At 60.9% G+C, this 25,899-nt stretch carries 30 protein-coding genes and 1 pseudogene; 18 read left to right on the plus strand and 13 right to left on the minus strand.

The genetic code is table 11. The annotated features are described in order from the left end of the window. The first annotated feature begins 27 nt into the window (after positions 1–27). From ACN9MO_RS20235 to ACN9MO_RS20275, 9 genes are read left to right on the plus strand one after another with little or no spacing between them, the layout of a single operon-like run. A complete protein-coding gene (locus ACN9MO_RS20235) occupies positions 28–1,077 on the plus strand; it encodes a LacI family DNA-binding transcriptional regulator (protein ID WP_057249292.1) in 1,050 nt (349 codons plus the stop codon). Positions 1,078–1,080: 3 nt separating this feature from the next. After that, on the plus strand, positions 1,081–2,046 hold the full coding sequence (locus ACN9MO_RS20240; protein WP_113737564.1) for an ABC transporter permease: 966 nt from the start codon (positions 1,081–1,083) through the stop codon (positions 2,044–2,046). Continuing rightward, positions 2,046–2,948 carry a carbohydrate ABC transporter permease gene (locus ACN9MO_RS20245; RefSeq protein ID WP_057249398.1) on the plus strand — a complete coding sequence of 301 codons (903 nt, stop codon included), beginning with the start codon at positions 2,046–2,048 and terminating at the stop codon, positions 2,946–2,948. The genes ACN9MO_RS20240 and ACN9MO_RS20245 overlap by 1 nt, the downstream gene beginning before the upstream one ends. A 49-nt stretch (positions 2,949–2,997) precedes the next feature. After that, positions 2,998–4,419 carry an extracellular solute-binding protein gene (locus ACN9MO_RS20250; RefSeq protein ID WP_113737565.1) on the plus strand — a complete coding sequence of 474 codons (1,422 nt, stop codon included), beginning with the start codon at positions 2,998–3,000 and terminating at the stop codon, positions 4,417–4,419. Next, on the plus strand, positions 4,409–5,614 hold the full coding sequence (locus tag ACN9MO_RS20255) for an ADP-ribosylglycohydrolase family protein (RefSeq protein ID WP_057249291.1): 1,206 nt from the start codon (positions 4,409–4,411) through the stop codon (positions 5,612–5,614). The genes ACN9MO_RS20250 and ACN9MO_RS20255 overlap by 11 nt, the downstream gene beginning before the upstream one ends. Positions 5,615–5,630: 16 nt before the next feature. Next, positions 5,631–7,730, plus strand: a complete 2,100-nt coding sequence (locus ACN9MO_RS20260) for an ADP-ribosylglycohydrolase family protein (RefSeq protein ID WP_113737566.1) — start codon at positions 5,631–5,633, stop codon at positions 7,728–7,730. Between the two features lie 30 nt (positions 7,731–7,760). Then, entirely contained in the window at positions 7,761–8,810 is a 1,050-nt protein-coding gene (locus tag ACN9MO_RS20265; protein WP_057249289.1) for an ABC transporter ATP-binding protein, read from the plus strand. Then, complete coding sequence (locus tag ACN9MO_RS20270; protein ID WP_113737567.1) at positions 8,807–10,024, plus strand: CoA transferase; 1,218 nt, start codon at positions 8,807–8,809, stop codon at positions 10,022–10,024. The genes ACN9MO_RS20265 and ACN9MO_RS20270 overlap by 4 nt, the downstream gene beginning before the upstream one ends. After that, positions 10,021–10,863, plus strand: a complete 843-nt coding sequence (locus tag ACN9MO_RS20275; protein ID WP_057249287.1) for an HpcH/HpaI aldolase/citrate lyase family protein — start codon at positions 10,021–10,023, stop codon at positions 10,861–10,863. The genes ACN9MO_RS20270 and ACN9MO_RS20275 overlap by 4 nt, the downstream gene beginning before the upstream one ends. Positions 10,864–11,066: 203 nt before the next feature. Here the strand turns inward: ACN9MO_RS20275 and ACN9MO_RS20280 are convergent, their stop codons facing one another. After that, positions 11,067–11,321, minus strand: a complete 255-nt coding sequence (locus ACN9MO_RS20280) for a hypothetical protein (protein WP_057249286.1) — start codon at positions 11,319–11,321, stop codon at positions 11,067–11,069. A gap of 163 nt (positions 11,322–11,484) precedes the next feature. Here ACN9MO_RS20280 and ACN9MO_RS20285 point away from each other — a divergent pair, with 163 nt between their 5' ends. Continuing rightward, the gene (locus tag ACN9MO_RS20285) at positions 11,485–11,673 is read left to right on the plus strand and encodes a hypothetical protein (RefSeq protein ID WP_057249285.1); all 189 of its coding nucleotides are present in this window, start codon (positions 11,485–11,487) and stop codon (positions 11,671–11,673) included. Between the two features lie 108 nt (positions 11,674–11,781). Here the strand turns inward: ACN9MO_RS20285 and ACN9MO_RS20290 are convergent, their stop codons facing one another. The 4 genes from ACN9MO_RS20290 to ACN9MO_RS20305 all read right to left on the minus strand — a co-directional run bounded on the left by ACN9MO_RS20290 (position 11,782) and on the right by ACN9MO_RS20305 (position 15,456). Continuing rightward, positions 11,782–12,765, minus strand: coding sequence for a L,D-transpeptidase family protein (locus ACN9MO_RS20290; protein WP_113737568.1), 984 nt, complete (start codon positions 12,763–12,765; stop codon positions 11,782–11,784). A gap of 196 nt (positions 12,766–12,961) precedes the next feature. Beyond that, entirely contained in the window at positions 12,962–13,231 is a 270-nt protein-coding gene (locus ACN9MO_RS20295; protein ID WP_057249283.1) for a hypothetical protein, read from the minus strand. Positions 13,232–13,646: 415 nt separating this feature from the next. Further along, complete coding sequence (locus tag ACN9MO_RS20300; RefSeq protein WP_425987465.1) at positions 13,647–14,762, minus strand: hypothetical protein; 1,116 nt, start codon at positions 14,760–14,762, stop codon at positions 13,647–13,649. 490 nt (positions 14,763–15,252) lie between these two features. Then, the gene (locus ACN9MO_RS20305) at positions 15,253–15,456 is read right to left on the minus strand and encodes a CsbD family protein (protein ID WP_057252190.1); all 204 of its coding nucleotides are present in this window, start codon (positions 15,454–15,456) and stop codon (positions 15,253–15,255) included. Positions 15,457–15,671: 215 nt separating this feature from the next. Here ACN9MO_RS20305 and ACN9MO_RS20310 point away from each other — a divergent pair, with 215 nt between their 5' ends. Then, the gene (locus ACN9MO_RS20310) at positions 15,672–16,724 is read left to right on the plus strand and encodes a PAS domain S-box protein (protein ID WP_162770975.1); all 1,053 of its coding nucleotides are present in this window, start codon (positions 15,672–15,674) and stop codon (positions 16,722–16,724) included. A 20-nt stretch (positions 16,725–16,744) separates the two neighbouring features. Here the strand turns inward: ACN9MO_RS20310 and ACN9MO_RS20315 are convergent, their stop codons facing one another. The 6 genes from ACN9MO_RS20315 to ACN9MO_RS20340 form a co-directional block, all read right to left on the minus strand. Next, positions 16,745–16,984 carry a hypothetical protein gene (locus ACN9MO_RS20315; protein ID WP_057252188.1) on the minus strand — a complete coding sequence of 80 codons (240 nt, stop codon included), beginning with the start codon at positions 16,982–16,984 and terminating at the stop codon, positions 16,745–16,747. Between the two features lie 175 nt (positions 16,985–17,159). After that, on the minus strand, positions 17,160–17,372 hold the full coding sequence (locus ACN9MO_RS20320) for a hypothetical protein (RefSeq protein ID WP_057252187.1): 213 nt from the start codon (positions 17,370–17,372) through the stop codon (positions 17,160–17,162). Positions 17,373–17,433: 61 nt separating this feature from the next. Next, entirely contained in the window at positions 17,434–17,739 is a 306-nt protein-coding gene (locus tag ACN9MO_RS20325) for a hypothetical protein (protein ID WP_057252186.1), read from the minus strand. A 163-nt stretch (positions 17,740–17,902) separates the two neighbouring features. Next, entirely contained in the window at positions 17,903–18,934 is a 1,032-nt protein-coding gene (locus tag ACN9MO_RS20330; protein ID WP_113737417.1) for a DNA topoisomerase IB, read from the minus strand. Next, positions 18,935–19,090, minus strand: coding sequence for a DUF3309 family protein (locus tag ACN9MO_RS20335; protein WP_113737416.1), 156 nt, complete (start codon positions 19,088–19,090; stop codon positions 18,935–18,937). It abuts the gene before it with no gap. Positions 19,091–19,128: 38 nt separating this feature from the next. Beyond that, positions 19,129–19,413 carry a DUF1236 domain-containing protein gene (locus ACN9MO_RS20340; RefSeq protein ID WP_113737415.1) on the minus strand — a complete coding sequence of 95 codons (285 nt, stop codon included), beginning with the start codon at positions 19,411–19,413 and terminating at the stop codon, positions 19,129–19,131. Between the two features lie 281 nt (positions 19,414–19,694). Here ACN9MO_RS20340 and ACN9MO_RS20345 point away from each other — a divergent pair, with 281 nt between their 5' ends. The 6 genes and pseudogenes from ACN9MO_RS20345 to ACN9MO_RS20370 all read left to right on the plus strand — a co-directional run bounded on the left by ACN9MO_RS20345 (position 19,695) and on the right by ACN9MO_RS20370 (position 22,780). Beyond that, entirely contained in the window at positions 19,695–19,949 is a 255-nt protein-coding gene (locus ACN9MO_RS20345) for a hypothetical protein (RefSeq protein ID WP_244495668.1), read from the plus strand. 10 nt (positions 19,950–19,959) lie between these two features. Then, a complete protein-coding gene (locus ACN9MO_RS20350; protein ID WP_113737414.1) occupies positions 19,960–20,316 on the plus strand; it encodes a hypothetical protein in 357 nt (118 codons plus the stop codon). After that, complete coding sequence (locus ACN9MO_RS20355; RefSeq protein ID WP_057252183.1) at positions 20,313–20,927, plus strand: response regulator; 615 nt, start codon at positions 20,313–20,315, stop codon at positions 20,925–20,927. Before ACN9MO_RS20350 ends, ACN9MO_RS20355 begins: the two co-directional genes overlap by 4 nt. A gap of 515 nt (positions 20,928–21,442) precedes the next feature. Beyond that, a pseudogene (locus ACN9MO_RS20360) lies at positions 21,443–21,551 on the plus strand (DUF2934 domain-containing protein); the annotation flags it as partial. A 135-nt stretch (positions 21,552–21,686) separates the two neighbouring features. Then, entirely contained in the window at positions 21,687–22,118 is a 432-nt protein-coding gene (locus tag ACN9MO_RS20365) for a CBS domain-containing protein (protein WP_057252182.1), read from the plus strand. A gap of 2 nt (positions 22,119–22,120) precedes the next feature. Continuing rightward, positions 22,121–22,780: an HD domain-containing protein gene (locus ACN9MO_RS20370; RefSeq protein ID WP_082615936.1), complete on the plus strand. Its 660-nt coding sequence runs from the start codon at positions 22,121–22,123 to the stop codon at positions 22,778–22,780. A 15-nt stretch (positions 22,781–22,795) separates the two neighbouring features. Here ACN9MO_RS20370 and ACN9MO_RS20375 read toward each other — a convergent pair whose 3' ends face one another. Next, positions 22,796–23,314, minus strand: coding sequence for a sigma-70 family RNA polymerase sigma factor (locus ACN9MO_RS20375; RefSeq protein WP_057252181.1), 519 nt, complete (start codon positions 23,312–23,314; stop codon positions 22,796–22,798). Positions 23,315–23,554: 240 nt separating this feature from the next. Between ACN9MO_RS20375 and ACN9MO_RS20380 the strand changes: the two genes are divergently transcribed. Further along, positions 23,555–24,501 (plus strand): IS630 family transposase gene (locus tag ACN9MO_RS20380; protein WP_168297197.1). Its coding sequence is split into 2 segments (ribosomal slippage): positions 23,555–23,903 and positions 23,903–24,501, totalling 948 coding nucleotides; the frame shifts between segments, so codons are not numbered across the junction. A gap of 12 nt (positions 24,502–24,513) precedes the next feature. On the opposite strand, the gene ACN9MO_RS20385 is transcribed toward ACN9MO_RS20380, so the two are convergent. Beyond that, positions 24,514–25,848 (minus strand): divalent metal cation transporter, encoded by a 1,335-nt coding sequence (locus ACN9MO_RS20385; protein ID WP_113738019.1) that lies wholly within the window; start codon positions 25,846–25,848, stop codon positions 24,514–24,516. Between the last annotated feature and the right edge of the window lie 51 nt (positions 25,849–25,899).

The raw sequence follows: 25,899 nt of genomic DNA on the forward strand, positions 1-25,899 counted from the left end.
ATTGCTTGAGCTTTGGGAGGAAGCTTCATGAACAACACGACGGGTCGAAGGGCGACCATTATCGACGTTGCCAAACGCGCAGGCGTTTCGAAGAGCACCGTCGCGCGTGTTCTCGGCGGCTCCGCCAACATTTCCGAGGAAGCGCGCGACCGCGTATTGAAGGCGGTTGCTGCCACCGGTTACGAGCCCAATCAACTTGCCGTCGGAATGCGTTCGGGTCGCAGCGGCCTGCTCGGCATCGTCATTCCTGATATCACCAACCCGTTCTGGGCCGAAGTTGCCCGCGGAGCGCAGGATCGGGCGGCGAAGGATGACATTTCGCTTCTGATCTTCTCGTCGGATTGGGATGCGCACAAGGAGGCGACCCACCTGCGCGCCCTGCGCCGGGCCCGTGTTGACGGGGCGATCATCAATCCCGTTGCGGATAATTTCGACGACCTCGACCGTTTCGGCATGCCTTTCGTCTTCATCGGCTCCAGCGCCGAGCGCTTCCCCGATACGTTGAGCGTCGGCTCCGATATCGCTCAGGCGGTGCGGCTTGGCATGGATATTCTCGTTGAGCGCGGACATCCGGCGCCGGCGCTGATGCTCGGCCCGCGCTCCCGTCTGGCGCGCGCCCGCTTCCTGCGGGCCGTTCATGAGCATTGCGTCGCCCGTGATGTCGACCCCGAAGTTCTGCTCGTCGAAGAGTCCGATTATACCGTCGAGGGCGGTCGCAGCGCGATGGCCCGCTTGCTTGCGAAGCCGTGGAGAGGAAACCGCGCCGTGTTCGTCGCCAACGACCTCATGGCACTTGGGGCCATGATAGCGGTCCGCGAAGCGGGGCTGAGATGCCCGGAGGACATCTCGATCCTGGGCTTCGACGGCATCCCGGCAGGGGCCTTTTCCTGGCCGGGCCTGACGACCATCGAAAAGCCCGGCCGGCAGATCGGCATTCGTGCGGTCGAATGCCTGATCGATCAGATTGCTGGTGGGCGCCAGCGCGAGCGGATTTATCTGCCGTGCCGACTGGTGGAGCGCGGCTCGCTTGCCGACGTTTCGGCCTCGGCACCCGTGCGTGTGGCGGCAGGGAGGTAAGCAATGACGGTAAGCAACGAGCTTGTGGTGAACGCAACTATGTCACGAAATGGGAACGTTCCCAAAGCTCGCCGCCGGAGCTTCGCCAAAAGCGTTCGGCAATGGTGGCCCTATTACCTGATGATGGCTCCTGGCCTGATCTTCTTCGTGATCTTTCATTATTTTCCGATCTGGGAAGCCAAGATCGCTTTCGAGCAGCTGCGTATCATCCCGCCGAACATCTGGGTCGGTATCAAGCATTTCCAGACGCTGTTCTCGTCTCCGATCTTCTGGCAGGTGCTGGCGAACACGCTGATCCTGTCAACGATGAAGATTGTCTTCTTCTTCCCGGTCCCGATCATCACCGCGCTCTTGCTCAACGAGATCCGGGGAGGCGCCTTCCGTAAATTCATCCAGTCGGCAATCTACCTGCCGCACTTCCTCTCCTGGGTGGTCATCGCCGGCGTGTTCATCGCAGTGCTCTCGCCGAGCGACGGCGCGGTCAATGACATCATTGGTTTCTTCGGCATGCAGCCGGTCTCCTTCATGACCGATACCGGCTCGATCCGCTGGGTGCTGGTCTTCTCGGAGATTTGGCGGTCAGCCGGCTGGGATAGCTTACTCTATCTCGCTGCCATCATCGCCATCGACCAGGAGCTCTATGACGCGGCCGAGATCGATGGGGCGAACCGCTGGCAAAAGATCCGCTACGTTACCATTCCCGGCATCGTGCCGACGATCGCGACGCTCTTCATCCTGAACGCCGGCATGTTCCTGAACGCCGACCTCAACCAGGTGATCAACTTCTCCAACGACGTCGTGCGCAGCAAGATCGATATCATCGACACCTATGTCTACCGCATCGGCCTGCAGACCGGCGAATACTCGCTGGCGACAGCGGCCGGCCTTTTCAAGGCCGTGCTCGGCATGCTGATGATCGTCGCAGCGCACCTTCTTTCCAAACGTCTTACCGGCAAGGGGGTATGGTGATGGCCGCCCACAACGTCCGCAGAACACCGCTTGAGCGGCTCGAATATGCGATCATCGTTTCGACGCTCTTGTTCCTCGTCGTCCTGACGGTCCAGCCGCTCCTCAACCTGCTCGCCATTTCGTTCTCCGACCCGGGCAAGGTCGCAGGGATGAGTGGCTTGACGGTCATCCCCAATGGGTTTTCGACCGAGGTCTGGGATCTGCTGATCAACAATTCCGCCGTTCAGCGGGGCCTCCTCAACTCGATCTTCATCACGCTCGTCAGCACAGTTCTTGGTGTCGTGCTGACGGCGCTGATGGCCTGGGCGCTTTCGCGTCCCGGTCTGCCCGGGCGGCGCATCATATTCGTCTTCGTGCTGGTCACGATCGTCTTCGAGCCCGGCATCATCCCGGACTACTTCATCAACAAACGCCTCGGCCTGCTCGACAGTTACTGGTCGCTGATCCTCTTCAAGGTGGTCAACGCCTGGTACCTGATCATCCTGGTGCGCTTCTTCGAGGAGGTGCCGAAGGAACTGATCGAGGCCTCCGAGCTCGACGGCGCCAATCCGTTCCAGATCTTCTGGTACGTGGCGCTGCCGCTCGCCAAATCAGCGCTCGCAACCATCGCGCTCTTCTATTTCGTCTTCCACTGGAACGAGTTCTTCCGGGCGATGATCTACCTCAACGACCAGTCGAAGTGGCCGCTGCAGGTCGTCCTGCGCCAGTTCGTGGTCGAGGGCGACAAGCTCGCCATGGTCGGGGTCGTCGAAAGCAACACTTACACGGGTGCGAGCCAAATCAACATCCGTGCGCTGAAGGCCGGCATGATCCTGCTCACCATCGCGCCGATCCTCGCGATCTACCCGCTCATCCTGAAGTTCTTCACCAAGGGCACCATGAGCGGTGCGCTGAAGGGCTGACGATGTCGAACCGAACATAAATGGCCAAAGCATATTGGGAGGAACAAACATGCTTGGAAGACTGATCCTTGGCGCAACGACCGCCGTGGCACTGATGGCGAGCGTCGCGATGCCCGCCTTCGCCGATCCAGTAACGATCCGCGTCGTCTCGAAGGACCTCACGACGAGCAATCCTGACGACGTCAAGCTCATGAAGGCCTACGAGGAGGCGCTAAAGGCGAAGGGCACCGACATCCATATTCAGGTCATCGACCTGCCGTCCTCGGGTTACGCCGACAAGCTGAGCGCCATGCTTCTGTCAGGCGATATCCCGGATCTCATCTATTTCCAGGGCGGCGACGCCAAGATGGCCGAACAGGGCGTGCTCGAAGACTGGAACAACTGGCTGCCGAAGACGACCTATCTCAAGGACGCGCTTTTTCCGCACAATGTCGAGCGGCTGAAGAACTATCCCTATCTGCTCTATGTCTATCCGCCGCGCATGCCGCAGCCGGTCATTCGCACGGATTGGCTCGAGAAGTCGGGCGTTGCGGCGCCGAAGACGACAGACGATTACGTCACCCTCTTCAAGGCGATCAAGGACGGCGATCTCGACGGCAACGGCAAGGCCGACAGCTATGGCGTCACCACTGCCGACAACACCCAGGAGCTCGATGCGATCTTCAACCAGGCCTTCGGCGTCACCGGCACTTGGCTGAAGAACGATGCCGGCGAATGGATCCATGCCCGCGTCTCGGCAGCGGAAAAGGCGAAGATCGCCTTCTATGCCTCGCTTCGCGAGCAGGGCCTCTATGACCCGGAGTTCATCACCACCAAGTGGGACGTGAAGGAAGACAAGTTCTATTCCGGCCGGGCCGGCGTGATCTTCGGCTCTTCCGCAGAGGTCATCGACATCTATGGCGGCAAGATGCGCCAGGCGCATCCTGACGTGACGCTGAGCCTGCTGTCTCCGCCGAAGGGGCCGGCCGGCCAGGGCCTGATGGCACTCGACGTTTCCAAGGAAGCGCGCGGCCTCGCCATCGCGACGACTTCGGAGCACAAGGAAGAGGTCGTCAAGCTGCTCGATTTCATCGCCAGTCCCCAGGGCCAGGCGATCGAACGCCTTGGGTTTGAAGGCGAGCAGTACACCAAGGACGGCGAGACCATCAAACCGACCGACAAGCTCGCCACCTGGTATGCCCGCTTCCTCGTTGCCGCCAACTGGCAGCCGCCGGTGCAATGGCTGAGCGAGGCCGCGCAGCAATCGCTGAAGACGATTTCAGCTGACTTCAAGCCGGACAATGCCTTCGTCTGGCCTGCCGAATACGCCACCGACATCGACGCGACCGAAAACGTCTACCGGGCCTGGGTGTACAAGTTCGTCTCCGGTGAAGCCAAGATGGACCAATGGGACCAGTTCGTTTCCGAATGGAACGCTGCCGGCGGCGAGAAAATGACCGAATATGCAAGGACGGTTCTCAATGACAAATGATGCTGCAGGGCTCTCCCTTAGGGGAAGGGTCCGGGCGCTTCTCTTTGGCGTCGCTTACGGCGACGCCATCGGGGCGCCGGTCGAAAAACTCTCCGCCGCAGAAATTCGCGAGCGCTATGGCCGGGTGACGTCGCTCGATACCGAGTGGCACCGGATGAAGCAGAGCGAAGCGGCCCGCAACGGCCGTGTCCGCGGTGGCGGCATCGTCACCGACGACACGCTGATGACGCTCTGCGTCATGTCGATCTACGACGACGTCAAGCGTCACCTTGATGCCTGGGACATGGCTTCCGGCATGGTGCGCGAGATCGCCTGGACGCCGCGCTGGGTGCCGGAATTGCAGCGCGAGACGATGCTGATCGAGCGACTGTTCTATCCGGAAAAGTGGATCTTCCAGCGTCATCAGCTTTCCGGCTGCGACCCGCGACAGGGTGGCGTCGGCAACATGGTGAATTGCGGCGCGGCCATGTACATCGCGCCGATCGGCGTGGCGAACGCCTGCGATCCGAAGGCAGCCTATGACGAGGCGATCGCCTTTGCCTCCGGCCACCAGCAGAGCTTCGGTCTCGAGGCCGCCGGCGTGCTCGCGGCCGCAGTTGCTGCCGCGTTCGTGCCGGGAACCACGCTCGACACCGTCATCGAAGAAACGCTTGCCGTTGCCAAGGACGGTACGCGTGATGCGATCGCCGACATTGTGGGCGCCGCGCGCTCACTGAGGGGCGCGGACCATCAGACGGTCGTCGCCGAGTTCCATCGGATCATCGCCCGCTATTCGCCGATGGGCGACAATGTGCAGCATACGCCGCAGAAGGCAGGCATTGCCACGGACGCCTACCAGCCGTCGCGCCTCCACGCGATCGAGGAATTGCCGCTGGCCCTCGGCTTTGCCGTCGTCAATGACGGGGATTTCTACAAGACGATCGTCGACGGCATCAATTCCGGCCGCGACACGGATTCGATCGGCGTCATGGCTGGCGCGATCCTCGGCGCCATGCATGGCGAAAGCATCATAGACCGGGCGATGGCCTCCCAGCTCGACCGCGTCAACAAGCTCGACCTCTTCGGCTCCGCCGATGCCTTCACCGAAACGGTGACTGCCATCCAGGCGGCAGACCGCAAACGCGAAACAGCGCGGGCGCAGGCACGCGCGGGCCTCGTTGCCGTCCCCGAACTCACCCAGGTTTCCAGTCTCTAGTCTTTGAAAGTATCCGATGCTCAGCACCACAGAAATCTTCGAGCGGATCTATTCCGGTTTCATCGGCAAGGCGATCGGCGTGCGCCTCGGCGCGCCTGTCGAGCCGACCATCTGGAGCTATGAACGCATCCGGGACACCTATGGCGAGGTGACGGAATATCTGCGCGATTTCAAGAATTTCGCGGCGGATGACGACACCAACGGTCCGGTCTATTTCATCCGGGCGCTGCGCGACTACGGCCTCGGCGCGACCGCGGAAGAGGTCGGCAAGACCTGGCTGAACTATGCGGCCGAGGAACACGGCATGTATTGGTGGGGCGGCTTCGGCAATTCGACCGAGCATACCGCCTACCAGAACCTTCGGGCCGGCATCCCGGCGCCGCAGTCCGGCTCGATCGCCCAGAACGGCACCACGGTTGCCGAGCAGATCGGCGGCCAGATCTTCATCGATAGCTGGGGCTGGGTGCACCCGGCCGATCCCAAGACGGCGGCCAAGGCCTCGGCGCGCGCGGCAAGTGTCGCCCATGACGGCGAGGGATTGAATGGCGCGCGTTTCTGCGCCGCGGCGATCGCTCAGGCCTTCGTTGCAAAAAGCATCGAGGAAGTCATCGAGACGGGCCTCGCGACGATCCCAGCCGATTCCATCTACGCCAAAGTTTCTCGCGCGGTGCTTCGTTTCCACGACAGCAATCGGAACGACTGGCGCGCCTGCCGAGACATGCTGACTGCGGAATGGGGCTATGACCGCTATCCCGGCGTCTGCCACATCATTCCGAATGCCGGCGTGCTTGTCATGAGCCTGATTTATGGCCAGGGCGACCTGCCGCGCACGGTCGAGATCGCGACCATGGCCGGCTGGGATACGGACTGCAACGCCGGCAACGCCGGCGCGATCGTCGGCACCCTGCAGCAGGTGCAGCCGGGCTGGGACAAATACCGCAAGCCAATAAACGATTTCGTCGTCGCCTCGGGCGTTACCGGCACGATCAACGTCGTCGATATTCCCTCTTTTGCCCGCGAGCTGACCGTGCTGGCGCTCCGCCTGCAGGAGCGAGAAGCTCCGGCGCTCTGGGTCGAGGATTTCGAGCGTCGCGGCGTGCGCTTCGATTTCGACGCTCCAGGCGCAACCCACGGCTTTCGCACCGAGCCGTTCAACCAGATCGCCGTCAAGGCATCGGCGGAGCGCCATACGGAGAATGCGGGGGGATCGTTGGAGATCCTGCTCGACCGGCTGGAACGCGGGCAGGGTGGGCGGATCTTCTGGAAGCCCTTCTATCGCCGCTCCGACTTCGACGACGAGCGCTACCGCCCGATGTTCACGCCGCTTGCCGATGACGGCCAGACGGTGAAGTTCAAGCTCTGGCTCGACCCGTGGAATGGCGACGGCAACCTGCGCGTAGCGCCTTACGTCCGTCGCGCCATGAGCGGCACCATTCAGGAAACAGGCGCCTGGCACGTGCCATCGGCGAGCGGCTGGCAGGACTATGCGTTCACCATCCCCGATGGCAATGGCGAGGCGGTCGACGAGATCGGTATCCTGGTCGAATATTTCGGCCGCCTGAAGTTCCTCGGCCGGCTGTTCCTTGCCGACTTCTCCGTATCGGGCAAGGGACGTGCCGTCATCGACCCGGCAAGGGAAGCGCATGAATGGGGCGGCATCACTCGCTTTACCTGGAACCGCGGCCATTGGAGCCTGCAGCAGGGCCGCATCCACGCGCATACGGCGACCGATGCGGACGCCTGGACCGGCAATGCCTACCTGCGGGACGTCAGTGTCATAGCGGAGCTTCAGCCGCTCTCCGGTGCCTCGCACCTGGTGGTGGCACGCGCTCAAGGAACAAGCCGCTTCTATGCCGCCGGTTTTGAGAATGACGAGGCCGTGATCCTCCTGGAAAATCACGGCACCACGATCCTCGCCCGCAGCCCGTTCCGTATCGAATACGGCCGAAGCTACGCGGTCGATCTCACGGTCGAAGGTGGCAAGCTGACGCTTTCCGTCGATGGCGAGCGAGTGCTCCAAGCGGACGATGCGACGCTCCGCTACGGCATGGCGGGTCTACGCATGACCTCGGCCGGACGAATGTCGATCGGCCGGCTCGAGGTCGCAGAGCGCTAGTCGCGCGACGAGGAAAGGAAGGGAGGAAACATGTCCGAGATAGAGCTCAGAAGTGTCGGCAAGAGCTATGGCAGTGTCGCCGTACTCAACGACATCTCGCTGGAGATGGGCGATGGCGAATTCGTCGTGCTCGTCGGTCCTTCGGGCTGCGGCAAGTCCACGCTGTTGCGCATGATCGCCGGGCTGGAAGATATTTCAGCCGGCGAAATCACCATAGGAGGCAAGATCGTCAACGACATGCCGGCGAAGGAGCGTGACATCGCCATGGTCTTCCAGTCCTACGCGCTCTATCCGCACATGAAGGTCGCGGAAAACATGAGCTTCGCGCTGAAACTCGCCGGCGCGCCGAAGGCGGAGATCCACAAGCGCGTGATCGAGGCCGCCGAGATCCTCGGCTTGGAAAAGTTGCTCGACCGCTTGCCGCGGGAACTCTCCGGCGGCCAGCGCCAGCGTGTTGCCATGGGCCGCGCCATCGTGCGCGACCCGCGCGCCTTCCTCTTCGACGAACCGTTGTCGAACCTCGACGCCAAGCTGCGCGTGAAGATGCGCGGCGAGATCAAGAAGCTGCACCAGCGGCTGCGCCGGACGATGGTCTACGTCACCCACGACCAGACCGAGGCCATGACCATGGCCGACAAGATTGTGGTGATGAACGGCGGAAAGATCGAGCAGGCGGGCGCGCCGCTCGAACTCTACAACGATCCCGCCAATCTCTTCGTTGCCGGCTTCATCGGTTCGCCGGAGATCAACCTCATCGAGGCGATCGCTGACGGCGAAACGGCATTGACCCGCGGCGGGGTCTCCTTGCCGCTTGGAAGACAGGTGCAGCCGGGTACGCGCGTTGTCTGCGGCATCCGCCCGCAACATATCACGCTTGGAGCAACGGGCGTGCCGGGCCGCATCAGCCTGGTCGAACCGACCGGCGAAGATCAGGAAATCGTCGTCGATATGGGCGGCGAGGATATTTCCGTCGTTGTCCACGGCGGCAAGCTGCTTTCGGCCGGCCAGGATGTGACGCTCACGATCGACGTCGACAAGGTTCTGCTCTTCGACAAGGAAACCGGGGAGCGTATTCGATGAGCGGGTTTGCCAAGCGACAGTTCGATCCCGCCGCCACGGGGCCGCTTGTCGGCACAAGGGTTCTGGATCTCTCACGCCTCGTCGCCGGCAACATGCTGTCGCTGCAGCTTGCCGATGCCGGTGCAGACGTCATCAAGATCGAGTCGCCGGCCGGCGATCCGCTGCGGGACTGGAAGGACGACGGCCACTCGCTCTACTGGAAGACCTATAGCCGCAACAAGCGCTCCGTCGTGCTCAACCTTCGGCAGGAGGCGGCCATGGCGGCGCTCTGGGCGCTGATCGAAACGGCGGACGTCTTCATCGAGAATTTTCGGCCGGGGACGCTGGAGCGCATGGGCCTCTCGCCGGAAGCGCTGCATGCCCGCAACCCCAACCTGATCATCGTGCGGATCTCTGGTTTCGGACAGACCGGCCCCTATGCGCAGTTCCCGGGCTTCGGCACGATCGTCGAAGGCATGAGCGGATTTGCCTACCGAACCGGCTTTCCCGACCGCGAACCGGTGCTGCCGCCGCTGGCGCTCGCCGACATGATCGCCGGTGTCTACGGAAGTTCGGCCACCGTGACGGCGCTGCTCGCGCGTGATCGCGGCTACGCAAAGGGGCAGGTGATCGACCTGTCGCTGCTGGAACCGATGTTCTCGGTGCTCGGACCGGAAGCCGCGATCTACCAGACGACCGGAAAGATCAAGGAGCGCGTGGGCAGCGCCTCCAACACAGCCGCGCCGCGCAACGTCTACCGGTGCCGCGACGGCAAATACGTGGCGCTGTCCGGTTCCACGCCGCAGGTCGCAAGGCGGATCTTCGAGATCATCGGCCGCGCCGACATGAACCAGGATCCGCGCTTTGCAACCAATTCGGAGCGCGTCAAGAACCGGGACCTCATCGATGAAGCCGTTGGCGGCTGGTTTGCCGGGCACGACCACGACGAAGCGCTGAAGATCATGCGCGACGCCGGCGCGACGGTTGGACCGATTTACAACATCGCAGATGCCGTTTCCGACCCGCATTTTACCGAGCGCGAGATCATCGTCGATGTAGAGGACGCGGACTTCGGCAGCCTGCCGATGCACAACATCGTGCCACGGCTTTCGGAGACGCCGGGTGCATGGCGGCGACCGGCACCAACGCTTGGGGAACACACGGCTGAGGTCCTCACAGAAGCCGGGTTGGATGCAAGCGCAATCGACTTTATTCTGAAGGGAGAGGCGGCATGAGACTGCGGTCTCTTCTCTACGTGCCCGCCTCGTCCGAACGCTTCATCGCCAAGGCGCACGAACGTGGCGCCGACGCCATCGTCCTCGACCTCGAGGATTCCGTCGCCGAAGGCGATAAGCAGGCGGCACGCGCTGGACTTGCACAGTCGGTCCCCATGGCCGGGCAAAGCGGCGCCAAGGTGTTCGTGCGGATCAATGCCGAACCGGAAATGCAGAAGGCGGATGCCGAGGCCGCTTGCCGCGCAGGCGCCTTCGGTCTTTTCATCGCCAAAACGCAATCGCCACAGCAGGTGTGCGATCTTGGCAAACACCTGGAAACGACCGAACGCGAACTCGGGCGCGAACCGCTCGTCTTCGTGGCGCTGTTGGAAGATGCCGGCGCGGTGGTAGACGCAAGACCAATTGCCGCCTGTCAGCGCGTGTTGGGCCTTGTGGCCGGTGGAGAGGATATTGCCACAAGCATGGGGGCCGAACCGCTCCCCGAGGTGTTGCGTCTGCCGAAGTTGCTCGTGCATCTCGCAGCCAAGGCGGAGGGCAAGCTGTCGCTCGGCACTCTGACGACCGTTGCGGACTATCAGCAGCGCGATGCCCTTGAAGCCGCCGCCCGCGAAGCAAGCCGCCATGGCTTTGATGGCGCAACCTGCATTCATCCCTCTGCTGTGCCGATCATGAATGCGGCATTTTCACCCAGCGAAGAAAAGGTTGCCTGGGCGCGCGCCGTGCTCGACGCCGCGGCGAGTGCAGCGGCCGAGGGCAGGGGCGCCTTCCTTGTCGGCGAGAGGATGGTGGATGCACCGATCATCGAGCGTGCCCGCCGCATTCTGCAGAAGATCGATTAGTCAAAGCCCGCGAAGACCCCGCATTCTTGCAAGGAGCCGCCGGTCTGGGTGTCACGCTACGCGGGACGTGGCGAAACACCCTACAGCGCCGCGCGTCTTATCAGACGCGCAAAGTTCGCTGTAGCACTTTGAATCGCTGCATGTTTTTGTCCTTTAACCGGCTACGATCAAAGGAAACATGCAGTGGACGCCGTAACCTGAAATCACATGGCGTCCTTGCCCTTCATGGCATTCTCCATGTGGGTCTTGCATTTTGCCGTATCTTTCGCCGCCATTGCTTCCTTGGCCATGGCCAGTTCCTTCGTTGCCATGTCCTTCTTGGTGGCGTCGGTGATGGAGCCCACGTCCGTTTCCAGCTTTGTCATGCCCGCCTCATCGCACGTCATATCGGCCTGGGCCATGGCGGCGCCGGTGAAAGAAGTGGCCATGACGGCTGCAATTAGAAGTTTGTTGAACATCGCATCTGCCTCCTGTTTTGGGTGGTATTTCGCGCCCCAAACCAGCGGGCGGAAACTACGTTCCCTTGAAGGCGACAATTGCCGTCCGCGCGTTGGCTTTCAGCGGCTCGCGCGGAACCAAAGCGGCCTCCCAACGTTATGCGCTCGCAAGGGGAGGTGCAGGATGAAACACGCGGATATCCGAACAGTCGACAACCCCCAGGCCAGGCATATCTGGGATGTCGCCGATTATTGCCGGCGCACTGGCATTCACAAGACCGAAGAGCAGCGCCTGATCAAGGTGCTTGGCAGATACGCGACGAGTCATGAGCTTCAGATGAACATCGTGCGCGTTCAGACGCGCATACGCTGATAGCTCGAAAGAGGCGTTTCACGGAGTACCTCGGCCGGACCGCTCGTTTGCGCGGCTGCACGCTCTCATTCGCGAGGTCGTTTCAGCCCTTCGCAGCGTTGAGGTGGCTCAGTCTACAAACTCAACGATGACGCCAGGTTTGACCATCCCCGCCAATTCTTCCGCATCCCAGTTCGTCAAGCGAACGCATCCGTGCGATCCGGACTTGTCGATCATCGATGGTTCCGGCGTGCCGTGAATTCCGTAGGTTGGCTTTGACAGGTCGATCCAGACGCTGCCGACAGGGCCGTTCGGACCGCCGGGGAGGGTCAGTTTCTTCCGGTTGTCGCCCTGCTGGAAATTGATCTTCGGATTGTAAACATAGGGAGGCGTGCGAGCGACCCCCTTGACCTTATGCGTGCCGGAAGGCGACGGGGCCTCGCGGCTGCCGATCGTGGCTGGGTAGGCGGCGACTAGCGTCCCGTCGCCTGCGAAGGCCATGACTTGGCCGGAGCGTCGGTGCACTTCGATGCGTTTGACTGTCCCCTGCCTTGGGGCTCCAGGGACCATGACGGACACGCTATTGCCGACCGAAAACATCGAGGCCGCATTGAGCGCCTTGAGGAGATCGATGTCCATGTGAAAGCGCTCGGCCAGCTTCTCGGCGACGCTTGTATATCCGAGCTGATCCATTTTCGCCTGTTCGGAGTAGTCTTTGGGTATGGTAGCGACGAGCCCTTTGGTGTCTTCTTCGGAGATGACATAGGGCTGTACCGCCGGCGTCCGGTCCGAAAGTCGTTCAATGACATCCGGGTCCAATTTGCCGTCTGCGGGCAGACCTTGCATGGTCTCGAAGGCGGCAATCGCCTTGCGGACGTTCTCGCCGTCGTAGCCGTCTATTACGCCAGGCGACGCACCCGCGCGATCCAGAAGAACTTGAAGCCGAACGATGGTGGGGTCGGGTTCGTCAGTTGCTCCAGTCTTCGGCTCCAACGAAGTGGGCGCGATCGAAGCGTTGTTGATCGCATCTGGCTGAAGCGGCTGGGCCAGAGCCATAGCGGCGGGAAACAGCATCAACAGTGCTGTCGACAGGGTCATGTTTTTCATGACCATTCAATCAACTGGGCGCCGGATTTGTTCCCGCCCATCGAGATACCGCAGCCGGCCGGGATCATAGCTCGGAAAGCCGACACGCCGTTGATCGCGGCAACAGCCACTTTCCACACCGTCCCGATGGCCGGCGCGGAAGCGCTCTGCCCTCAAAAGGGATCAACCTTGCAGGTCTCGCGGATCTATCTATCGGGCGGAGCTAGTTGAGCACACGCATCGGCGCGCCGCGTCGGGGAAAGGACGTCGCCTCCGAACGCGATCGCTCCAGCAACATGGCGTTTTCAAACAGGGTACCCTCGTCGCAGATGCCGCCGCGAAGCTGATCTGTCAGATACCGAACCAGGCGCCCTGCACGCAGACTGTTCGCGGGGATGTTCTGCCACAGGCAGACCCGGTCGAAGGTGCGCTGGAGCATTTCAAGCTCAGTTGCATTCCATTGGCCATTGAGATCATTGACTGCCCACTGCATTGAAACCTCCCTGGCGGCCGCGGTTCCCGGCGCATCTTCCAGTTGACGCTTTCACTTTCACGCGGGGGTATCGCTGATATTGGCTTCGCCCCGCGGACCTTTTTGAGGGAGACAGGCTTCAATCGCTCGGACTCCCTTGCAGTCATTCCCGGTCGTCGGCTCCGGGGTGACGACCGGCCGGTCAATCTATACCTCTTCATGGAATTACGCCAGTGACGATGGGTTGCCGTGAGTTCGGCAGCCGCAGCACATGTTTTGTGGCTATCGTAGTTAACTCTGAAAAAGGGAGCGGTTGACAAGGTCCGGTTCCGCGCGTCGTTCGATGCGGCGGGCGCTAAGTCGCGGCCCAGGTGCTTCACTAGGTCTGCACGGTTGATCGAACAACATAGGAACGGATACGCATCACCGAGCAAGATCAACCAAAAGTCCCGGCGATCAGCCGGCACCAGTGTTCTCCGGCAATGCCGTTGAAAAAGCCTTGTCCGTCCCGGCAGGCCTGGACGATTGCCGGGTCACGGGAGTGGAGTACTGTTGAGTAAACATGGGCGAAGGCAATCCGACGCCCGAGCATGGCTTCCATAAGCACCGGCTGTGTCCGTCCCCTTAGGCCCGGAAGTCCGCGCTTGGCGGCATGATCGACAAGACAGTCGATGACCGGGCCGGCCTGGCCCGGCAGCGCCAAAACCTGCAGTACCCGCCCGATCTCGCCCGCCTTGGCGTAATAGGCGAAAGCGCCAACGAGCGTGCCGGTGCGCGCCGCGACCAGAGCGTAGACGAGATCTCCCTGTTCGGGCTTTTGCTCCGCATCGCCGAGAATGTAGTCGAGCTGCCCTTCGGCCCATTCGGGGCGCAGCGGAAACTGCGCGATGAAACGATCGACCACGGCGGCAAAGCCGTTGCGATCGGTTTCCTGTGTCGTGAAACCGGCCTGGCCGATGCCGGCGGCAGACACGGCGGACCAACGTTGTTCGCCCGGCGCCATCCGCTTGCGGTAGGCGCTGTCAATGGCCCGCGCGAAAGGTGCGGCAAGTCGCGCCGGCTTGATGCGGTTGGACGCAACACTCAGGCTGAAGGAAGCGGGCTGGATGACGCGCACCCAGTCGAGGCTGTATTGCGGCAGGACGACGCCCCGCAGCCGTGTCCACATCTGCATCGAAACGTCGCTTGCGGTTTCGCTGAAGGAAAGATCCTGTGGGCCGGCCAGAAAGGCCTTGAGGATGCGCGCTCCGGCCAGGGGGTCGCTCTCGCGATCCTCGACCATCAGCGAGCCGCAGATGGCGGCGCGCAGCCGGCGGCCATTCAGCACCATTGGCAGGACGTTGACGCCGACAAATCCGGAAATGACGCCCTTGTCGTTCACGTGCACGAGGGGGCGTATCTCGGGATCGCAGCCGGGCGCATCGAGGTAAAGCTGCTGCATGTAATCGGCAAGTGCCGGCGGCGGTGTGTTCTGGTCGTTGCGGAACACCCGCTGGAACATGCCTGCGATTGCCGGGATGTCCGCGCGTTCAAGCGAACGGATTTCGCTCATTTTGACCCGTTTCCGACCGCAAAAAGATAATCATACCAAGTCGACTTTCTATCGGTCCCGCCACATCGAGTTATGAATCTAGTACTGTAAGTCGGGCCAAATACTCGAGTTGTGCGAAACGAGACCTAACTCCCTGGAAGAGGCGAATAAAGGCTCTTCATCACCCCTAAGCTACGCAGTTTGGTGCAATGCTCCCAGGATGGCAACATCATGTCACCTCCCACTTTGGAGCCACGCCTACGGCCGCTGAGGGTATGACGCGATAGTTGCATTAACATAATCTCACACTGAAGCTTGTGCCAAGTAGAATTAGACCTAAACGAGCCCAACGGAATGGCATTGAACGGACTTGCAACGCCGCAGAACTGACAAGGCGCGAAGCGCATCGGAGCAGAATTAGTCAACTGGAAAAGACCCCGGGGATAGGGAAAAAGAGGGCCGCGCCCGGCTATCCTTTTGGCCGGGGCGGCCATATCGCCTCCACCTCGAACTACCAGGTTTGGCGACCGTACCAGTCATCAACTTCGCGACGAACCCGGTCTCGTTCGATCCCGTAAAGCTCCTGAATTCGGCCTTCGAGTTGTTCGCGGTTACCGGCGATCTGATCCAGATCGTCGTCGGTGAGCTTGCCCCACTGCTCCTTGATTTTGCCTTTGACCTGCTTCCAATTTCCTTCGATACGGTTCCAGTCCATTCTAGGATCCTCCTCAATTTAGAGACGCCACCCCAACTCGCGGATGCCGATTTGGTTCTCGCCAGGCCGCTCGCCTGTCCGAAGTTCAGGAAAATTGGGAAAGCATATTGGTTCGAGCTGCCGTGCAGCGGAACATTTTGGGAGGTCGGACGTACTAGTTGGGTCAGGTAGCACGAATCCGCAAATGAATGCCTGGTCGGAAGCGAGCAGAACCGATGCCGTCACGCCTATTCGATGAGGACGCAGTCGCCGACGATGTCCTTCGGGCGCGTTTCGCTGCGATCGTGGAATCGTCTTTCGATGCCATCGTCAGCAAGGATCTGGATGGCACTGTCCGTACTTGGAACGGAGCCGCGGAGCGGCTCTTCGGCTACATGGCAGACGAAATGATGGGGCAGTCCATCCTCACCATTATCCCGCCGCATCTTCACGAAGAAGAGATGAGACTGCTCGACCGCCTGAGGCGAGGGGAGCAGATCGAGCCGTTCGAGACGGTACGCCAACGCAAGGCTGGAAGCTACGTTACCGTTTCGCTGACGGTCTCGCCTATTCGAAACGGCGTGGGCAAGATCGTGGGTGCGTCGGTGGTTGCCCGCGACATAACGTCGACCAAAGAAAAGGAACGGCGCATTCGCCTTCTTCTGCGTGAGGTCAACCACCGGGTTCGGAACCAGTACGCAATCATCCTTGCAATGATCAGGCAGAGCCGCAGCGAGGCATCCAATGCCGCCACTTTCCAAAAACGTCTCGAAGAGCGCATCTGGGCATTGGCGGCCTCTCACGATTTGATTGCGTCGGCCGACTGGAAGGGGGCCGATCTCGGTGATCTCGTCGAGACACAGATGGCGCCCTTCTATGCGGGTGACACCTATGAGATTGCAGGGCCGTCCCTTGCGTTGGCACCAGTCGCGATCGAGAATCTCGGCATGGCGATCCACGAGCTGGCGCTGAATTCGCTGCGCAACGGTGTCCTGAAAAATCGAACCGGCGCGATCTCCGTGCAATGGGCGCTTGCCCAACGGGGGCCGATCCGAGGCTTCTCAATCACATGGGAAGAGCGTGCCGAACCGGGAAGCAAAGGTCCGAGTTTTCCGCACTCCGGGTTCGGAGCAGTCGTGCTGAGGCGCAGCGTGGCGCAAGCGCTGAGCGCGACGGTGGACGTCATCTGCGGTGACGGGGTGCTCCGGTGGCGGTTGGCGGGACAGGCGGATCGTTTCCTGGAGCCATACCAGACCGCCTCGGAGCCGCGCGCGACCGATGGGTTATAGCGGCTCTGCGGCTCGCGCAGTCACCTTGCCAGGTGCTGGCGAGGTTCATTCATGTATTTGTCGAGATCACTGCGCGCTGGCCCGACACGACCGAAAATCTCGCGCGCGACCAAGGGCGTCAAACCGTATTTGGCAATGAATTCCGCGAGGTCGTAATGCCCGTAATAGACGGCTTCCGACGGATTGATGATCTTCGCGCGCCCTCGTTTTGCAGGTGCAGACGGTGTGCTCCCATCGGAAGCGGGCTGGTGCTGTGCCATCTCAGATCTCCTGATGCTCTATGACGTCGGTGTTCGCTTCGCAGCGCCGACCTGTGGGACACCCGAAGTGCTCCAAACGGCTTTTTGTTCCCTGTAGAAACCTTCGAGCGCTACGGAAGAAATGGTTCGCCGCTGTCGCATCGTCAGGGTGGGCAGGGGCGGTCGGTCGATTTGGTCAGTCGATCTTTCCCATCAGCGCCGTGCCGAGACTGCCCATCGCGAACGAAGCGCCGAAGGCGAAGATTTGCATGAGTAGGGCGACGGGTTCGATTGAGCCATTGTGTCCAAGCGCCTGGGGGTTCTGGGCAACGATCACCAGAGCGGTCATTGTTCCCAACAGGAAGCCGGACGACAGGTGCCAAAAGAGAAAACGCAACAAGCTAGGCATTTTCCACCTCCGTGGATGAGAGGCGAGTGCCTTTGGCAACAGGGGCTGTCGCAAGCTGCGCTCAATCGGAATTGATCGCCTCGCGGCCCACACGTTCCTCCAGCATCACCAGGCAGGATTGCAGGCGGAGAAGCTTCTTCCGATTGTCGGCAACGAGCGCTTTGATCACCTTGGCGCGGTTGATGCCGGGCGCCGCGCGAACGACCTCGCTCGCATCCGCAAGGATTGCGTCGATCTCGTGTTCGAGCCCTTTCGTCATTTGCCGTAGCATTACCAATTGGTCTTCGAGCCGATGTGCATCCGCATCTGAATCGAGATAAGGCTGGTTGTGTGGTCCAACATCGAGTGTCGGCGCTTCCTTACCCATCAGCGTGCACTCCTCCGGCAGCCGAACCGGCTAGCACGCAATTGGTTCCCAGCATTTGATTTCGCTCGCTCAACGTGCGGTCCGGAGGGCTGCAATTGATCTTATCCAGAGCCTCCGGATCACGGACGCCCGATCGAAACAAACATGCGCGGCATCGTTGGCTCTATTGCGACTTCTTCGGCCCGCGCCGTCTCAGAAATCGAGCAAACTGGGCTTCATCCGTTCGAAGGCCGCTGGCCGGCTTCACGTTGCGGCTTGCACGCGGGATTGTTTCGCCCGGCTTTGAAAGAGCGAGGACAGCCGGATGGACATAGCTCTTGCGGCAAACGGCAGGCGTGTTGTGGAGGACTCCCGCCGCCGCCTCGCACATTTGCTTGACTGTCGGGTGCCGGCCCTCCTGCAGAGCTTGCCGCGCGACAGCAAAGGCAGCAACGCTTCCCGCCCAGGTTCTGAACGTCTTGGCGGAGATCGGGGTGCCGGAAATATCGGCGAGGTAACGATTGAAACGGCCGGACTCGATAGGTTTAGACTTGCCGTCGGGCCCCACTGACACGAAGAGCTGCCGCCCGGGAAGCTCGGCAATCTCCTCCAGAATCCGCTGTAGCCGGGGATTGCGCAGGCGCCTTCGGATCCGCTGCCCGCCCTTGCCCTTGAAGTTCAGCTCGATGCGGCCGTCGCGGATCCTGAGATGTCGCTTGAGAAGCGTAACGGCGCCGTAGCTGCCGTTTTGTTCCACGTAGCTCGAATTCCCGATGCGAAGAGGTGCTTGATCGAGCAGAGCTGTCAGTACAGCAAGAATTGTGGTCGGGTTGTCAATCGGCCCATTCATCTGTTTGCGGACGGTTCGCCGCATCCGTGGAAGCGCTTTGGCAAAGGTAGGAAGCTGGTCGTACTTGGCGCGGCTACGCAATTTCTGCCAGGCATCGTGATAGCGATATTGTTTCCGGCCGCGCGCATCATAACCGGTTGCCTGAAGGTGACCGTTCTTGTTCATGCAGATCCAGACACGCTCGTAGGCTGGCGGCAGTCCAAGCGCCTCGATGCGCGCAATGATGCCGGGGTTCTTCAGGGGCGCGCCGTTCGGGCGTCGATAACAAAAGCCGTTGGCCGTGCGCGACCGGCTGTAGCCCGGTTCCCTGTCTGAAACGTAGACAAGGTCGGGTTCAGCCGGTGATGCACTCTCGCCTATCTTCAATTAGATCCGCCCCATCAACAAGAGGACCAACACGACGACGACCAGAACGCCCACGAGACCGGATGGCCCGTAGCCCCAACTCGAAGAATGGGGCCATGCGGGAAATGCGCCAACCAGCAGCAGGATCAGGATGATCAGCAGTACGGTTCCAAGCATCTTAAGGTCCTTCCGCTATTTGTGCCGTTGGTTGATAATCATTGCAGGACCTCGATGACCTCGCGGGTCTGCGGATTGATGAGCACTCTCCGGTCGTTAAGGACCACGTAGCCATAGGTAGGCTGATCCGGGATCGTATGGATCTCGACGGTGTCGGGCAGGCGCGTTCCGACCACCAAGTCGCCCTGATAGACTACGGAAGGGCTGCTCTGCTCAAGGACGTATGTCTTAACTTCACCGGGCACGACAACGGTCGTCTGCGCCACGGCGATACCGCCGAAGGCGAGGCCCGCGAATACACTTGCTAGGATGATTCTCTTCATGATCAAGCCTCCTAACTTGCGGGGGACTAACCGACGAGCACGGGAATGGTTCCGAATGCCGCAAACAGGCGGGGCGGAGTGGGGCGGGTGGGCGAGCGTCTTGCGGCAAGGGTGCCGTGACGATGTCTATTAGCGGCTCAGCATCGGTTGCCTATCCAACGGAAATATTGCGCTTTTTCGCGCTTTGGTTCCGGTTCCGGTTCGATGGACTGCGGCCGGTCGATCAACTTGGCCGGAACCCGCGGTCGTCCTCCGAGTTTATTTGTCGAACAGGAGGAACGATGGTGAAAACGATCGAAACGAATGTCGATGCCGGTGCCGAACGTGGCTTCGAGTGTCAGTTGGCGATGAGCGATCAATTTCGGCTCCTGACGGAATGTGCCGAACGCGCCGGTTGGTCGTGGGACGAAATCGCGATCGCTTTGCTGGACTTGACCGATGATTATGTTGCCGCCATGCGCAGGCCGCTGGAAGCAGCTGTGGAAGCAGCCGTGGAAGGCGCCAACTTTGTCCCGAAGAGCAACACGCGGCACTGAGGTGGCTGGCATGCGCTCCGCACCAGGGCATCCTGCAGTCATGCTCGCAGCCGGGAAGCTTGGCTTCCACTTCCGGGGGGCGTATCCTTCGCACGGTTTCGCCACTACAGGCGACGAGAGCACGGCAGGAACGACCAAGGTAGAAGCGATGGCTTCGAGCAAGAAGACAGATGATGAAAACGATCGCTTGCTGATGGGCGATCCGGCTCTTCGTGCGGTCGAGCCGGAGGTGGAACGAGTCGATGATGTCCCGGACCGGCTGTTGATACTCGCCAACAGGCTGCAGAGGGCTCTCGATTCCCGGCGAGCCGCAACCGCGCACAGCGCCAGAACTGAGGTGGACAGAAAGATCGAGGACGAACGATGATGCCGGGCCTGCAGCATTTGCGGGTGCTGGTGGCGGAGGATGAGTTCTATGTCGCAAATGACATCGCCCTATGGCTCGAGCGGGCCGGGGCGACCATCATTGGCCCCACACCAACAGTGCAAGAAACCTTGAAGAGCCTGTCGAAGGCGGACGATATTCAGGTTGCCATCCTCGACATCAACCTGAATGGAGAGTTGGTTTTTCCCGTAGCGGACGAACTCGCGCGCCGTTCGGTGCCCTTGATCTTCTTCAGCGGCTACGATGATGTGAGCGTTCCGGAGCGGTTCAGGTCGGCAGCGCGTCTGAGCAAGTGCGCTGGCTCCTCAGACCTGGTTAGCGCCGTTTTTGAGCAATACCTCCTCAATGTGTCGACCCTTGCGCCGATCTACGGCGGCCTGTCCGATCAACTCGTCACAGATCTCGTTCCTGGTTTGCGTCTCCGGGCCAGGGTGCTGATGTCGAGCGCCAAGGCGGCGGATTTTCTCGTCGAGCGGACACTCGAACGTGCGATTGCCTTGGCTGCCACGAGAGAGAGGGCACAGCCGCTCGATACGTGGCTACATGAGTTGATGACGATCATTTATAGCGAAGGCCCATACGGGCAGAACTGAGAGCGACCATACCCGGTTACCCAAATGATGGGTGAGTGTAAATTGGTGGTTCACGGACTTCGTCCGGGTTGGGCGTGCGCTTTTCATCCGGCAGATCTTCGGGTTCTGGTTCCTCGATCGGGCGCGGTGTCCGGTTCGGCTTTGGTACCGGGGGCGGCTGTTCGCCGGGTCTATATGGGCTCGGGCTCATTTCGCTCTCCTCGTTTCCATGAAGAACCGGCGTTTTCCCGCATGGTTCCGAGAAGTTTTTGGGGATCGTTGGGGGCGGCGCTTTCGAGGGTATTCGATGGATCCGCCAATTCGGCTTGCTGGTCGTCAAACGGGGCACCGCAGACGAGAGGAGACTGCTCGCAAGACCACGCGGGAACGGCATGCGTGGCTCGCCTGGCGCGCAATCGCCGGATTCCGGCATTGTCGCAGAACCCTTGTCGGCGCGGCGATCCGCCGAGGTGGAAACGGAACAAATCCATGTTTTCAGAGTTTGCAGAGCGCAACACTTGAGGAGGGTCAGCGTTATGGACGACAGGGAGGAACTCATTCGCCGGCGTGCCTATGCGATATGGGAAAGCGAGGGACGGCCCGAGGGGCAGGACGAGCGACATTGGGAACAGGCAAGCCGCGAACTGGCTGAAACTGAGCGCCCCCATCCCACGCAAGAAGCCGACGACGATACCGGCACCATTGTTGCGCCGTCGACGGCTCCGCACGGAAAAGCCGGTCGCGGAGCCGATGAATCTTGAACGGGAAAGGAGAACATCCATGCGAATTGCCGAAATCATGACAAGGGACGTTCACATTGCCAGTCCGGACGACACGATCTCAACGGTTGCGCGGGAGATGGCCGATAACGACATCGGCTTCCTGCCGGTCAGCGATAACGATCGCCTGGTCGGCATGATCACCGACCGCGATATCGTCGTACGCTGTGTCGCGGATGGTCGCGACGACAAGACCCGTGTCGGCGATATCATGACTGCCGACGTCAAATACTGCTTTGACGACGAAGACGTGTCCGAGGTTGCCCGCAACATGGGCGACGAACAGGTGCGCCGCCTGCCGGTCGTCGATCGCAACAAGCGCCTCGTCGGCATCGTTTCGCTGGCAGATGCGGCGCGTCGCGATCCTGCGCTCGCGGGCATCGGCCTTAAAGGCGTGACCGCTCCGGGGGGCGCTCACAACCAAAGGCCATAACGATGGCTGACACCCGCGATCGGCGCTCACTATGGCGCTCCCCAGTCCTGCTGTCCGCGTCCGAGGAGCATGCTTGGGCGCGAGAAGTCGCAGTTCACGCCCACGCCGGCCAGCGCGACAAGGCGGGTGAACCTTATATACGGCATTGTCAACGTGTCGCCGATGCCGTTCAGGGTGACAAGGCCAAGACCGTTGCCTTCCTGCACGATGTCCTGGAAAAGTCGCCGGGATGGACGGCTGAAAGGCTGCTGGATTCCGGCTTCTCGCCAGAGGTCGTTGCCGCCGTCGAATGTCTGACGCGGCGGCCTGGAGAAACGAAGGATGCGTTGACGATCCGTGCCGCCGCCAACCTGCTTACGCATGAGGTGAAGCGGGCGGATCTCGGCGACAATCTTGCCCAGCTTGAACGCCAAGGCAAAAGCGGCGCCGAATACAGGCGCAGACTTCACCTGCTTGAAGAAGTGGTCAGCGATAAGGAAGGCGCGGCGGCGGGCCTCGAGCCCGGCGATGTAGGCCTGACGAGCGAAGCGCGGCTTGCCCGCATTGATGCCGCTCGCCGCGCACTTCGTAGCCAGTATACCGCTCGTGTCGCGAAACGATCTCTCGTCGTTCTTTTCGGCCTGGCGATCGTCGGTGCGTTCTATTTGATTTTCATGCAGTGATCCGAACGTGCCGGTTCATTCAACCGGCACGCCGTTCATGCGGTAGGCGAGCTCGTCACGAGCTCGGCTGAGCCTGCTCTTGATGGTTCCAACGGCGCAGTCGCAGATATCGGCGGCTTCCTTGTAGCTCAGGCCGTAGCCGGCGACGAGGACCAGGACCTCCCGATGGACGGGGGCCAGCGTTTCGAGCGCAGTGCGCAATTCGCAATTCAGCACACACCACTCCTGCGGCGGCGCCATGGGTATCGGCAATTCTGCGCAATCGATGACGCCTGGCGCTTCGCGCCGGCGCAACTTGTACTGGGTGCGGAACGCATTGTGCATGATGGTGAAGAGCCACGACTTCAAATTTGTGCCGGGCTCGAAACCATCGATACCGCGCAGCGCGCGAAAAAGCGTTTCCTGAAGGAGATCGTCCGCCTCGAAGCTGGAGGTGACAAATGTGCGTGCAAACGCTCGCAACGCCGGAATGAGATCAACGACCTGGGTTTCCAGCGGCTGCGTATGCTCTTCCTTCTTGAGGGTGGAAGGCATGGGGAAACTGCCTTTCGGGATAGTTTGTTGCTGTTTTAACAATGCGTGGTTGGCCTTTATGTTCCGCCTCCGCGCTACGAGCGCCGGGGATGAAACCGAAGGGAAGTAGCGGAACCGTCATCGCTTCGCCAAGCGCTCGGCGACCCTCCTAGAGCGTTTCCCTGACTGATTGAATCATTTGGGCTTTGCAAATCAGATGGGTTCTGATTCAAACTTTCTGCCGATGGAGGTCGGCAGATAATGTCGAAAGCCCTTTCCGTTGATCTTCGCGCACGTGTTCTTGCCGCCGTCTCAGCCGGAGCGTCGCACCGGGAGGCTGCCGAGCGCTTTGGCGTCAGTGCGGCCAGCGTGAGCCGGTGGCGAAACCTGCAAGTCCGTCAGGGCCATGTTCGACCGGGTCCGCTGGGTGGAGACCGTCATTCGTACAAAACCGAAGCCAACGCCGACGCGATCATGTCGTGGCTTGAGGAACACCGGGACGGCACCTTGTTCGAACTTCGTGATGCCCTTGCAGCTCAGGGCATCGCCATCAGCAAGTCGGCGCTGCACCGTTTCCTTGTCCGGCACAATCAGACGCGCAAAAAAAGACTGGCCACGCGATAGAGCAAGCACGCCCAGACGTCTTGGAACTCCGTCAGCGGTGGTTCGACGAGCAACTTGATCTTGATCCGTCGCGGCTCGTGTTCATCGACGAAACATGGACCGCGACCAACATGGCCCGCACTCATGGAAGATGCACCAGAGGTGAGCGGCTGCGGATGGGTTTCCCGCATGGCCATCGCAAGACGACGACGCTTGTCGCCGGTCTACGAAACACCGGAATGGTCGCGCCTTTGGTCATCGACGGTCCGATCAATGGCGAGTGGTTCGAGGCCTATGTCGCTCAGGTCCTGGTCCCGACATTGAAACCCGGTGAGGTCGTGATCCTCGACAATCTTTCCAGCCACAAACGGCCAGCAGCAAGAGCGTTAATCGAAGCAGCGGGCGCAACGATGGTGTTCCTGCCGCCCTACAGTCCCGACTTCAACCCCATCGAAAAGGCCTTCTCCAAGCTCAAGGCACATCTGAGGAAGGCGGCTGAGCGGACCGTGTCTGGTCTGTGGGACATGATTGGCAAGCTCGTCCATCTCGTCGCGCCAAAAGAATGCAGAAACTACTTCAACTCATGCGGATACGATCCAGCATGAAAGGGAAATGCTCTAGAGCAAGAACATTCCGGCCGTTGCAGCCAGCATCACCAAGGCAGTCGCGCCGCCGAGCGTCAACATCCACCAGGGCGCCTTGAGCTGGCCCATGATGTGACGATTGGCGGCCATCATCGTCATCATGGCGATAAGGGGGCCTGCGAGCATGCCGTTTGTGATCGCGCTCCAATAGAGCAGCAGGAACGGGTCTACCCCGACGAGAAAGACTACGGCACTTCCAAGCGTCGCCACGGCGATTGTGCCATAGAAGGCCTTTGCCCTGCGCGGTGCGCGATCCAACCCTTCGGGCCACTGAAACAGTTCGGCAACGGCGTAGGCCGCCGAACCCGCAAGCACTGGAACCGCCAACATGCCCGTTCCAATAATGCCAGCGGCAAAGAGCGCAAAGGCGACATTGCCGGCGATCGGTTGCAGAGCTTCTGCCGCTTGTGCGGATGTCTCGATGTGGGTGGTCCCGTTGGCGTGCAGTGTCGCGGCGGTCGCAATCATGATCGACAGGGCGACGACGCCGGACAACGCCATGCCGACAATCGTGTCTATCTCAATGCGCACGAGCTCCGGTTTGGCGGCCTGCGGGTTGGCGCCCAATCTCTGGTGATGCCGTCGTCCGAGTTCTTCCACTTCCTGGCCCGCCTGCCAGAAGAGCAGATAGGGGCTGATCGTCGTTCCCAGCACAGCGACGAACGCCGTGGCTTGCTCGCCGCCGAATGTGAACGAAGGAATGAAAACGCCACGCGCCGCCTCCATCCAGGGAACGTCGACGATGAAGACGACCGCGACATAGGCAAAGAGTGAAAGTGTCAGCCACTTCAGAAACATCGCATAGCGTCTGTATCGTACGAAAATCTCTAGCAACACGCAGACGATGCCAAACAGCACGGCATAGACGAGCTGTGGCCCGCCGGCGAGCAGGTGTAGGGCGGCGCCCATGGCTGCGAGATCGGCGCCGATATTGATGACGTTCGCGACCAACAACATCAACGTGGCCACGCGCGCCAATGACGCGGGGTAGTGCCGTCGCAGGTTCCGCGCGAGACCTTGACCGGTGACGGCACCAATCCTGGCGCTCAACCCTTGCACCCCAACCATGAGCGGGTAACAGAACAGCACGGTCCAGCCGAGGGAAAAGCCGAATTGCGCGCCGACCTGGCTGTAGGTGGCTATCCCGCTTGGGTCATCATCGGCAGCACCCGATATCAGGCCCGCGCCAAATTTGCGTGAGAAACTGCCGCCCTTTTGTTCGGGCAAAGTCGTTGATGAACGCCGCCCATGCTTTCCATCGTCGCCATCTTTGTCAAATGTGCTCGTCTGCCGGACCGGATCCACCATGATCGGCCCTCCGTTACTGGTGTCAGTTCAGCGTCGAACGGCCTTGCCAAG

Origin of the sequence: Ensifer sp. R-19, assembly GCF_049905105.1 — a bacterium.
Lineage (GTDB): Bacteria > Pseudomonadota > Alphaproteobacteria > Rhizobiales > Rhizobiaceae > Ensifer.